The following is a 9,636-nucleotide window of genomic DNA, read 5'->3' as shown; positions in this document are numbered from 1 at the left end:
CTCGACCGGACGGAAGGACAACCAACGTGCAAGACCCGCTTCTGATCATCGCCCTCGTCGCCTGCCTGGGCGTGCTCGTCATCCTGCTTCTGGGCATCAACGCCTTCCGCAAGGGCACGGCCGAGTCGGCGAAGGAGTCCAACAAGTACATGCGCTGGCGCCTGATGGCACAGTTCGGGGCCGTGGTCCTGATCATGCTGTTCGTCTGGGTCCGCGGCCAGACGGGGAACTGAGACATGGTGGTGCTGAACAAGATCTACACCCGCACCGGCGACGCCGGCGAGACCGCGCTGGGCGACGGCAGCCGGGTGGCGAAGCATTCGCCGCGCGTGGCGGCCTACGGCACGGTGGACGAGCTGAACGCCGCGCTGGGCGTGGCGCGCCTCCATGCCGAGGGCGAGATGGCCGAGCGGCTCAAGGCGATCCAGAACGACCTGTTCGACCTCGGCGCGGACCTGTGCACGCCGAACATGGAAAAGGACGACGAACGCCCCTACCCCGCCCTGCGCATCGTCGCGGCGCAGGTCGACCGGCTGGAACGCGAGATCGACGCCATGAACGCGCGGCTGGAGCCGCTGCGCAGCTTCATCCTGCCCGGCGGCTCGGCGCTGTCGGCGCACCTGCACGTCTGCCGCACCGTGGCGCGCCGGGCCGAGCGGATGAGCGTGGAGCTCGGCACGGTCGAATCGATCAATGCCGAGGGGGTGAAATACCTCAACCGCCTGTCCGACTGGTTCTTCGTCGCGGGGCGGATCGCCAACAACGACGGCCGCGACGACGTGTTGTGGGTTCCGGGCGCGAACCGCTGAAAGCGGCGAAGGCTCCCGTGGAGCCTTCGGCGACCGGAAGGGCGGAGCCCAGGCCCGCAAGGGCGGGCGCGAACCGCTGAAAGCGGCGAAGGCTCCCGTGGAGCCTTCGGCGACCGGAAGGGCGGAGCCCCGGGGGATCCGCCCGCGCGCGCCCCGATCCGGCTGCAACCAGGCGCAGCCCCTCACGAGTCCGCCTGTGCCTCCCCGCCGGCTTCCAGGTGATAGGGCGCGATCAGGGACCGCGCCGGAATGCGCCATTCCTCGTGCAGCCTCTGGATCATCCCCAGCGTAAGGCGGCGCTTGCGGTTCAGGATCTCGGACGCCCGCCCACGCCCGCCCACCAGCTCGGCCAGATCCGAGGGGCGCCGGCCGGTCAGGGTCATGTATCCCTGCAGCGTGGCGATCGGGTCGGGCCCGTCGATGGGATATTCCCGGTTCTCGTAGGCCTCGATCAGGTCGCTCAGGAGGTCGAAGCGGTCCGCCTCGGGGGTCCCCGGCGCCGGCGGGTCATCGAAATAGGCTTCGACCTGCGCCAGCGCCCAGTCGAGGTCCGCATCGGTCCGGATCGGTCGGATATCCATCAGATCTTCTCCACATCGATCTTGTCGTACTCGGCATGGGTGCCCACGAACTTGACCATCACGCGGTGATAGGGCGCGTAGACCACCCGGGCCACGAGCCGGAACTTGTTGCCGCCGATGTCGAAGACGATCCGGCTGTCGCCCACGAAATCGACGGTAGACCCGAACTGGTCCTTCACGTCCTGCGGCCGGTCCCAGCGGGCCGCGCTGACCGCCTCGTACCAGAACTGCAGCGGCGCCCGCGCCGCGGCGTGCCGGGTCCAGAACTCGACGAGCGTCCGCTTTGACAGAACGCGCATGGCCGGCGGTGTCCGTGATGCCTTCGGGGCAGAGATGTTCCCAATTTGGGAACATGTCAACCCCCCTCACCGCATCGGCGGAAACAGCGCATCCCTCAGCGTGCAGTCGCGCTCCACATCCGCCCCGCAGGCGCGCGGCTCCAGCCCGCGGGTCAGGCAGATGCGGACCTCCTGCACATGGCCGGCGCGACAGGTCACCGTCATCATCTCGTCGGCGAGATCGGGGTTCGCCTCGAGGAACGCTTCCTCGACCACCTCGGCGGGCAGGCGCACCGTGCGGTCGAGCCGGCGCAACACCTCGGGCCGCGCCACCGCCTCGTAGGCCAGCCGCGACAGGCGGTAGTAGTCCTCGGCCGACAGCCCGGTGCAGGACCCGTGCTTGCGCCACTGGTGCCAGGCCAGCCCCGACGACCCCATGATGTCCACCATCGCCCCGGTCTGCGCGCGCGACGGCGGGCGCTCGGACGTGGGGCAGAAGCTCGGCCAGCCGTCCTCGTACTGCGGCCAGAGCCCGTGCAGGGTGAAGCCGTAGCCCTGCCCCTGGTCGCATTGCGGCGAGCCGCGGTCGTCGCCCTCGAGCGCGCACCACGACGGCGTCCAGCTGAGCGACAGGACGTAGTAATCGAACGCCCCCGCGCGTTCACCCTCGGCCAGCGCCGCGCCGCCCAGCCAGATCAGCGCCCAAGCCAGTGCCCGCATTTCCTCTTCCCTCCGTGACGGCCGGGGCCTATATACGCGGGGATTTCCCCGAAATCGAGGAATGGCGGACAGGCTCCGCCGCCGGCCCGCCCGGCAGGGGAGAAGGCATTTCTGAAGGACGGATCACGATGAACAAACCGATCATGGCCAAGGCCACCGCCGTCTGGCTCGTGGACAACACCACGCTGAGCTTCAAGCAGATCGGCGATTTCTGCGGGCTGCACGAGCTGGAGGTGCAGGGCATCGCCGACGGCGACGTGGCCCAGGGCGTCAAGGGCTTCGATCCCATCGTCAACAACCAGCTGACGCAGGACGAGATCACCAAGGGCGAGGCCGACCCGGCCTACAAGCTCCGTCTCAAGCACAACCCCGCCGCCGTCGGCGAGGAAAAGCGCCGCGGCCCGCGCTACACCCCCCTGTCCAAGCGGCAGGACCGCCCCGCCGCGATCCTGTGGCTGGTCAAGTTCCACCCCGAGCTGTCGGACGGACAGGTCTCCAAGCTGGTGGGCACCACCAAGCCGACGATCCAGACCATCCGCGAGCGCACGCACTGGAACATCGGCAACATCCAGCCCATCGACCCGGTCGCGCTGGGGCTGTGCAAGCAGTCGGAACTGGACGCCGCCGTGCAGAAGGCCAACGCCAAGAAGGCCCGCGAGGGCGGCGTGATGACCGACGACGAGCGGATGAAGCTGGTGTCGACCGAAACCAGCCTCGGCATGGCGCCCGAGCCGCGCATCCCCTCGGCCATCGCGGGGCTCGAGACCTTCTCGCTGTCGCAGGACGATGAAGAGGACGAGACCACCCGCCGCGCCGCCGCGCTGGACGCCGACAGCCTGTTCAACCTGCCGAACACCGACGACGAGGACGAGGACGACGAGGACGATCGCCGCCGCCGCTGAACGTCCCGCGCCGCGCAATCCCCCCGCAGCCCCCGGCCCGCAACGGCCGGGGGTTCGCGTTTGACGGGACCGGATCGACAGCAGCCGCCGGCGTGCCGTAAGCTGGGCGCAGCCCCGCCGGAGATCCCGCCATGCGCCGCCACGCCGCCCTCGGATGCCTCGCCGCCCTGTGGGTCGCCGCGCCCGCCGCCGCGCAGGACCTGCTCTGCGAGGACTGGTGGTTCGCCCGCAACCTGATCTTCGACCGCGCCGGCTACTGCTTCACCTCGCCGCTGGGGCAGGCCCTGTTCGACAACGCCGACTGCACGACCCGGGCGCCCGACCTGCGGCCCGACCTCGCCGCGCTGGTCGCCGAGATCCGCGCGCGCGAGACCGAGGAGGGCTGCGCCGTCGACACCGCCCGCACGGCCCTGTCGGACCCCGGCGCGGTCGAACCCTACCGGCTGATGGAGGACATCCCCGTCCGCGAGCCCTTCGAGAGCGGCTGCATCGGCTACCGCGGCGCCCCGGTGGCGGTGCGGACCGGGCTTCGCCCCGACGCGCCCGTCGCGGGGACGATCGCGGCCGGCGCCTCCATCGGGTTCGGCCACGTCCCGCGCGGCGCGTCGGACTACATCGTGGTGCTGCCGGACCCCGACAGCCTGAAGGGCGCGTTCTGGGGCTGGGCCGACTTCCCGCCCGGCCCCCTGCCCTGCGACGTGCAGGCGGGCTGAGCCGGGCCTCAGTGCGCGGCGAAGGTCACGTTGTCGAGCAGCGTGCGGCCGCCGTCCACGGTGATGACCTCGCCGGTGATGAAGCCCGCGCCCTCCGAGGCGAGGAACTGCACCGCGCCGGCCACCTCGCGGGCGCTGGCGATGCGGCCCAGCGGAGTGTTCTGCTTGATTTCCTCGCGCAGGCCCGAGGTCTCACCCAGCGACGCCTTCAGGCTCGCGGACATGATCGACCCGAAGGCGACCCCGTTCACCCGGATGCGGTGCGGCGCCAGCGCCAGCGCCAGCGACCGCGTGGTCTGGTCCAGCGCCGCGGCGGCGACCGAATAGGCCAGCAGGTCCGGGTGCGTGCGCCGCGCGGCGATGGAGGACACGTTGATGATCGAGCCGATGGCCCCGTCGCCGTCGCGCGGGTCGGCCTCGGCGCGCGCGATCATGCGCCGGGCGACCGCCTGGCTCAGGCGCAGCGCGGTGAACATGTTCTGTTCCAGCAGCCCCTCGACCGTGGTGTCGGCCGGATCCAGCGGATCGGTCCGCAGGATCTGGCGGCTCGCGTTCACCAGGATGTCGATGCCGTCGAAGGCGTCGATGGTGGCCGAGACGAGGTTCTCGATGGTCAGCTTCTCGCGCAGGTCGCCCGCGAAATACTGCACCTGCGACGCGTCGTCGGTGATCTCGCCGCATTCGTCGGCCAGCCGCACCTTGTCGCGGTCGGCGAACATGACGCGCGCGCCGCGGTCCACGAAATGCCGCGCGATGGCGAGGCCGACGCCGTTCGCGGCCCCGGTCACGATGGCGGTCTTGCCCTGGATGGAAAGTGTCATGTCCCGGATGCGGTCCCTGGCTGGCGGCGGTCAGCGTTTCGGCTTGGCCGCCTCGTAGATCTTGTAGCCTTCGAGTTCCCCCAGAAGCCGCCCCGTCCCGAAGGCCGACTTCAGGGCGTCTTCATAGGGCAGATGCCGGTTCGCCACCATGAAAAATCGCCCCCGCGGCGACAGCATCCGCGCCGCCGCCGCGATGAACGCACGGCCAAGCGACGGGTCGGCATGGCGGCCGGTGTGGAAGGGCGGATTGGCCAGGATGGCGTCGTAGGCCGCCTCGGGCTGGAACCGCGTCACGTCGGCCCAGTGGAACCGCGCGCGCGGGTCGTCGATGTTGGCGGCGGCGGCCTCCAGCATGGCGTGGTCGGCCTCGATCAGGTCGAGGGTCTCGATGCCGTCCTGCTCGGACAGGATCTCGCCCGCGATGTAGCCCCAGCCCGCGCCGAGGTCGGCCACGCGCCCCGTCAGCGGCGGCACCAGCGCCACGAGGATCTCCGAGCCCCGGTCGGGCCCCTCGGCGGAAAAGCCGCCGGGCACGGTCAGGTAGCCCTCCTCGGTCTCGACCGGCTCGGGCATCCAGCCCATCACCGCCTCGGGCAACACCTCGGGGCGGGTCAGCCAGACCAGCTTGCCGTGGGCCTTGGCATAGGTGCCGTCGATCTCGAACTCGGATTTCAGGAGCTTCAGGATCGCCTCGATCCCCTCGTCCTTGGGGCCGTCCACCATCAGGAGGCCGCCCGGCTGCAGCGCCATCAGCGCCTCGGCGAGGCTGGCCAGCGTGCCGGCGCGCGCCTTGACGATCTGCACCAGCGCGGCGGCGTAGGTCTCGCCCTCGGGCACCTCGACCGACACCGCCAGCCCGCGCGCGGCCAGCCGATCATGGTCGGGCGCGAATCCCTGCACGCACTGCACCTGCCCCAGCGCGGCATAGTCGCCGTCGCCGCGCGCGCGCAGCACCAGCACCGGGCCGGGCGGAAGCGCAAGCTCGCCCGCCTCCAGCGCGAGGGTCCATCTGTCAGGGGTCATGCGGGTCGCAGAGGACGCGTCAGTCCTCTTTCTCCATCGTGCATTGCAGCGGGTGCTGGTTGCGCCGGGCGAAGTCCATCACCTGCGCGACCTTGGTTTCCGCGATCTCGTAGGAGAAGACGCCGACCACGGCAACGCCCTTCTTGTGCACGGTCAGCATGATCTCGACCGCGTGGGCATGGCTCACGCCGAAGAACCGCTCGAGGACGTGCACGACGAATTCCATCGGCGTGTAGTCGTCGTTCAGCAGCAGCACCTTGTACAGGGGCGGGCGCTGCGTCTTCGGCTTGGTCTTGGTGATGACGTTGGTCTCGCCCTCGGTCTTGGGCTTGTCCGCCATCATCCGCAAGCGGTCGGTCTGCATCGCGTCTCCAGTCGGGCTGGGCTTGCCGGTCGTGCCGTGCATGGTCGCACTATATAAGGCAGCGGGCGATTCAGAAAAGAGGGGCCTTCCGCAATGGTTTCCCGGCTCACCACCATCGGCTTCGACGCCGACGACACGCTGTGGCAGAACGAAAGCTTCTACCGGCTGACGCAGGAGCGCTTTGCCGGGCTGCTGCGGGACTACGCCGACCGCGACACGCTCGAGGCGCGGCTGCTGGCGGCCGAGCGGCGCAACCTCGGCCACTACGGCTTCGGCATCAAGGGCTTCATGCTGTCGATGATCGAGACCGCGATCGAGGTGACCGAGGGCCGCGTGCCCGCCCCGGTCATCGGCGAGATCCTGAGCGCCGGGCAGGAGATGCTGCGCCACCCGATCGAACTGTTGCCCCATGCCGCCGAGGTGGTGGCGGAACTCGCCGGGTCCTACCGGCTGGTCCTCATCACCAAGGGCGACCTGCTGGACCAGGAGCGCAAGCTGGCGCAGTCGGGGCTGGGTGATCTGTTCGACGCGGTCGAGATCGTGTCGGACAAATCGCGCGCCACCTACGAGGGCGCCTTTGCCCGCCACGGCGACGGGGCCGACCGCGCGATGATGGTGGGCAACTCGATGAAGTCGGACGTGCGCCCCGCGCTCGAGGCCGGGGCCTGGGGCGTGTTCGTGCCGCACGGGCTGACCTGGGTGGTGGAACATGCCGCGCCCCCCGACGGCCATGCGCGGTTCCGGGAACTGCCCGACCTCGGGCCGCTGCCGGCGCTGGTGGCCGAGCTGGCGCGATGACGGCAGCGTGACCGGCGGGCGATTGACCGGGCGGCGCGCGGCAGCCAAGTCTGCGCCATGATCGACGCCGCCCTCCTGCCCCTGCAACGCCGCCTGCTGGCCCCGCCCGGCCAGTGGCTGGCCGCGCGCGGGGTCCGGGCCGACCAGCTGACGGTGGCGGGCTGCCTCGTCGGGCTGGGGGCCGCCGGGGCTGCCGCGCTGGGGATGTACGGCCTCGCCCTCCTCGGCCTCGCGCTGAACCGGCTGGCCGATGGGCTGGACGGCGCGGTGGCGCGGGTCACGGGGCCGACGGACCGGGGGGCGTTCCTCGACATCGCGCTCGACTTCGTGTTCTACGCGGCGTTTCCGCTGGGCTTCGTGCTGGCCGATCCTGGCGCGAACGCCGTGGCCGGCGCCGTGCTGGTGGCGAGCTTCGTGCTGTCGGGGACGTCCTTCCTTGCCTTCGCGGCGGTGGCGGCGAAGCGGGGAATGAGCGCGGCGGACTACCCGCAGAAGGGCATCTTCTACCTCGGCGGGCTGACCGAGGGGGCCGAGACCATCGCGGTCTTTGCCGCGTTCTGCGTGTTTCCCGGCGCCTTCGCCGAGATCGCGCTGGTCTTTGCCGCGGCCTGCGCGGTGACGGGCATCACGCGCTTCGCGGCGGGCTGGCGGGCGTTCTCGGGCTAGACGTCTTGCTGCAGCAAAACGTCTGGGAAAACTGCAGTTTTCCCAGACGGAAAACTCGAGTTTTCCGGTGCGCGAAACTGCAGGTTCGCGCCGCCCTCAGACCTTCAGCACGATCTTCCCGATATGCGCGCTCGATTCCATGCGCGCATGGGCTGCCGCGGCCTCCGCCAGCGGGAACACCCGGTCCATCACCGGCCGCACCCGCCCGGCGGCGACCAGCGGCCAGACATGGGCGGCCAGCTCCGCCGCGATCCGGGCCTTGGCGGCGTCCGACTGCGGGCGCAGGGTCGAGCCCGTGATCGTCAGCCGCCGCACCATGACCTGGGCGAAGTTCAGCTCCACCTTCGGCCCCTCCAGAAACGCGATCTGCACCAGCCGCCCGTCATCGGCCAGCGCCCGCACGTTGCGGGGCAGGTAGCTGCCGCCGACCATGTCGAGGATCAGGTCGGCCCCGCCCTCGCGGCGCAGCACCTCGACGAAATCCTCCTCACGGTAGTTGATCGCGCGCTCGGCGCCGAGCCGCTCGCAGGCCGCGCATTTCTCGGCCGAGCCGGCGGTGGCAAAGACCCGCGCGCCCAGCTGTGCCGCGATCTGGATCGCCGTCGTCCCGATGCCCGAGGATCCGCCGTGGACGAGGAACCGCTCGCCGCCGCGCAGGCCGCCCCGCATCACCACGTTGGACCAGACGGTATAGGCCGTCTCGCAGAGCGCCGCGGCCTCGGCCATTGTCAGGCCCTCGGGCACCGGCAGGGCGTGGTCCTGGTGGGTGAGCACGAATTCGGCATAGCCCCCGCCGGGCAGCAGCGCGCAGACCGCATCACCCACGCGCCAGCGCGTCACGTCGGGGCCCACGGCGGCCACCGTGCCCGCGGCCTCCAGCCCCGGCAGGTCCGACGCGCCGGGGGGCGGGTCGTAGGCGCCCGCGCGCTGCAGCGCGTCGGGGCGGTTCACCCCGGCATGATCGACCGCGATCAGGATCTGGCCGGACCCGGGCACCGGCACCGGCCGCGTGCAGGGCACCAGCACCTCGGGGCCGCCGGGGCGGGAAATCTCGATCGCGCGCATGGTGTCGGGCATGGGGTGGCCTCCGTCTCCTCCGTCCGGGGACTAGGGATGACGGGGGATGCGTCGGGGGGCAAGGGCGGCGATGCCGCGCCTCAGCCCCGCCAGCGGCCGGGCAGGTCGGCCGGCGCCGCCGAGGACGGCGCCCGGATGCGGCTGGCCAGCCACTCGGGCCCGGCCATCAGCGGCTTGAGGAGCCTGTTCTCGCGCACCGCCTTCTTGGCGCGCTCGATCCGCATGACATCGTCGATCCGGCGGTCGAGAAAGGCCCAGGTCGCGGCGTGGTCCATCGACTGGTCGCCGAGCCAGTAGAGGACCGTCGCGGAATAGACACCGGAGAGGGTCGCGCGCTTGGTGTACCAGTTCAGGTCGTCCGACGTGTCGCCCAGCGCTGTCCAGATCGCGTCGGCGGTCTGCCACAGCGCGCGGGCCCCGTCCGCGGCATGGATCGGCAGCGCGAACAGGGTCACGCCCCGGCGCACCGCCTCCTTGTCGTGCTCAACCAGCTCCAGCCGGGTGCGGATGGCGAAGGCGACCCGGTCGCTGTAGCGCAGCGCGGTCAGATCGGTCGCGCGCAGCTTCTCGACCATCGCCGCATCGCCCTGCGCGTGGAAGGCCAGCGCCAGGTCCACCGCGCCCCGCGGGCACAGCGCGCGGGCCTCGGCGGGGGTCATCCCGGCATCGGCGGCGGCGGCGCGGAAACTGGCCTCGGACCAGCCGTCGAAGGGCACATGCATCAGCGCGGCCTCGATCAGGCGGGCCTTCGGATCGGTGGTTTCGGTCATCGCGGCGGTCATCCTTGCGTCGGTCCGGGGACAGTAGACAAGTTAGGGGGCCTTTGCTATACGGCCACCTCCTGCGTTTTATCTGCAACTCTAACTTAGGAAGGTGGTGACACC

General features: G+C 70.8%; 14 protein-coding genes. 6 read left to right on the top strand and 8 right to left on the bottom strand.

All coding sequences use genetic code 11. The annotated features are described in order from the left end of the window. Nucleotides 1–26 precede the first annotated feature (26 nt). Both HCU73_RS01630 and HCU73_RS01625 read left to right on the top strand, forming a co-directional pair. Nucleotides 27–233, top strand: a complete 207-nt coding sequence (locus HCU73_RS01630; RefSeq protein ID WP_168621656.1) for a twin transmembrane helix small protein — start codon at nt 27–29, stop codon at nt 231–233. A gap of 3 nt (nt 234–236) precedes the next feature. Continuing rightward, a complete protein-coding gene (locus HCU73_RS01625) occupies nt 237–809 on the top strand; it encodes a cob(I)yrinic acid a,c-diamide adenosyltransferase (RefSeq protein WP_168621655.1) in 573 nt (190 codons plus the stop codon). A 182-nt stretch (nt 810–991) separates the two neighbouring features. On the opposite strand, the gene HCU73_RS01620 is transcribed toward HCU73_RS01625, so the two are convergent. The 3 genes from HCU73_RS01620 to HCU73_RS01610 all read right to left on the bottom strand — a co-directional run bounded on the left by HCU73_RS01620 (nt 992) and on the right by HCU73_RS01610 (nt 2,388). After that, a complete protein-coding gene (locus tag HCU73_RS01620; RefSeq protein ID WP_210730449.1) occupies nt 992–1,390 on the bottom strand; it encodes a helix-turn-helix domain-containing protein in 399 nt (132 codons plus the stop codon). Continuing rightward, the gene (locus tag HCU73_RS01615) at nt 1,390–1,689 is read right to left on the bottom strand and encodes a type II toxin-antitoxin system HigB family toxin (protein ID WP_168621654.1); all 300 of its coding nucleotides are present in this window, start codon (nt 1,687–1,689) and stop codon (nt 1,390–1,392) included. Before HCU73_RS01615 ends, HCU73_RS01620 begins: the two co-directional genes overlap by 1 nt. A 66-nt stretch (nt 1,690–1,755) precedes the next feature. After that, nucleotides 1,756–2,388, bottom strand: coding sequence for a ribonuclease T2 family protein (locus tag HCU73_RS01610; RefSeq protein ID WP_168621653.1), 633 nt, complete (start codon nt 2,386–2,388; stop codon nt 1,756–1,758). Nucleotides 2,389–2,516: 128 nt separating this feature from the next. Between HCU73_RS01610 and HCU73_RS01605 the strand changes: the two genes are divergently transcribed. Both HCU73_RS01605 and HCU73_RS01600 read left to right on the top strand, forming a co-directional pair. Then, nucleotides 2,517–3,290, top strand: coding sequence for a DUF1013 domain-containing protein (locus HCU73_RS01605; protein WP_168621652.1), 774 nt, complete (start codon nt 2,517–2,519; stop codon nt 3,288–3,290). A gap of 131 nt (nt 3,291–3,421) precedes the next feature. Then, nucleotides 3,422–4,003 carry a DUF4453 domain-containing protein gene (locus HCU73_RS01600; protein WP_168621651.1) on the top strand — a complete coding sequence of 194 codons (582 nt, stop codon included), beginning with the start codon at nt 3,422–3,424 and terminating at the stop codon, nt 4,001–4,003. 8 nt (nt 4,004–4,011) lie between these two features. Here the strand turns inward: HCU73_RS01600 and HCU73_RS01595 are convergent, their stop codons facing one another. The 3 genes from HCU73_RS01595 to clpS are packed head-to-tail and all read right to left on the bottom strand — an operon-like array spanning nt 4,012 to nt 6,211. After that, nucleotides 4,012–4,824, bottom strand: a complete 813-nt coding sequence (locus tag HCU73_RS01595) for an SDR family NAD(P)-dependent oxidoreductase (RefSeq protein WP_168621650.1) — start codon at nt 4,822–4,824, stop codon at nt 4,012–4,014. A 30-nt stretch (nt 4,825–4,854) separates the two neighbouring features. Beyond that, entirely contained in the window at nt 4,855–5,847 is a 993-nt protein-coding gene (locus HCU73_RS01590) for a class I SAM-dependent methyltransferase (protein WP_168621649.1), read from the bottom strand. Nucleotides 5,848–5,866: 19 nt separating this feature from the next. Next, nucleotides 5,867–6,211 carry an ATP-dependent Clp protease adapter ClpS gene (gene clpS / locus HCU73_RS01585; RefSeq protein ID WP_168622335.1) on the bottom strand — a complete coding sequence of 115 codons (345 nt, stop codon included), beginning with the start codon at nt 6,209–6,211 and terminating at the stop codon, nt 5,867–5,869. 93 nt (nt 6,212–6,304) lie between these two features. On the opposite strand from clpS, the gene HCU73_RS01580 reads away from it, so the two are divergent. Beyond that, on the top strand, nt 6,305–7,009 hold the full coding sequence (locus HCU73_RS01580; RefSeq protein ID WP_168621648.1) for an HAD family hydrolase: 705 nt from the start codon (nt 6,305–6,307) through the stop codon (nt 7,007–7,009). 57 nt (nt 7,010–7,066) lie between these two features. Beyond that, the gene (locus HCU73_RS01575) at nt 7,067–7,675 is read left to right on the top strand and encodes a CDP-alcohol phosphatidyltransferase family protein (RefSeq protein WP_168621647.1); all 609 of its coding nucleotides are present in this window, start codon (nt 7,067–7,069) and stop codon (nt 7,673–7,675) included. 96 nt (nt 7,676–7,771) lie between these two features. Here HCU73_RS01575 and HCU73_RS01570 read toward each other — a convergent pair whose 3' ends face one another. Together HCU73_RS01570 and HCU73_RS01565 are read right to left on the bottom strand one after the other, a co-directional pair. Then, nucleotides 7,772–8,752, bottom strand: coding sequence for an NAD(P)H-quinone oxidoreductase (locus HCU73_RS01570; protein WP_168621646.1), 981 nt, complete (start codon nt 8,750–8,752; stop codon nt 7,772–7,774). Nucleotides 8,753–8,832: 80 nt separating this feature from the next. Then, nucleotides 8,833–9,522 (bottom strand): COQ9 family protein, encoded by a 690-nt coding sequence (locus HCU73_RS01565; RefSeq protein ID WP_168621645.1) that lies wholly within the window; start codon nt 9,520–9,522, stop codon nt 8,833–8,835. Nucleotides 9,523–9,636: the final 114 nt, after the last annotated feature.

Source organism: Roseicyclus persicicus (assembly GCF_012395815.1).
Lineage (GTDB): Bacteria > Pseudomonadota > Alphaproteobacteria > Rhodobacterales > Rhodobacteraceae > Roseicyclus > Roseicyclus persicicus.
This window is presented reverse-complemented; position numbering and strand designations above follow the sequence as displayed.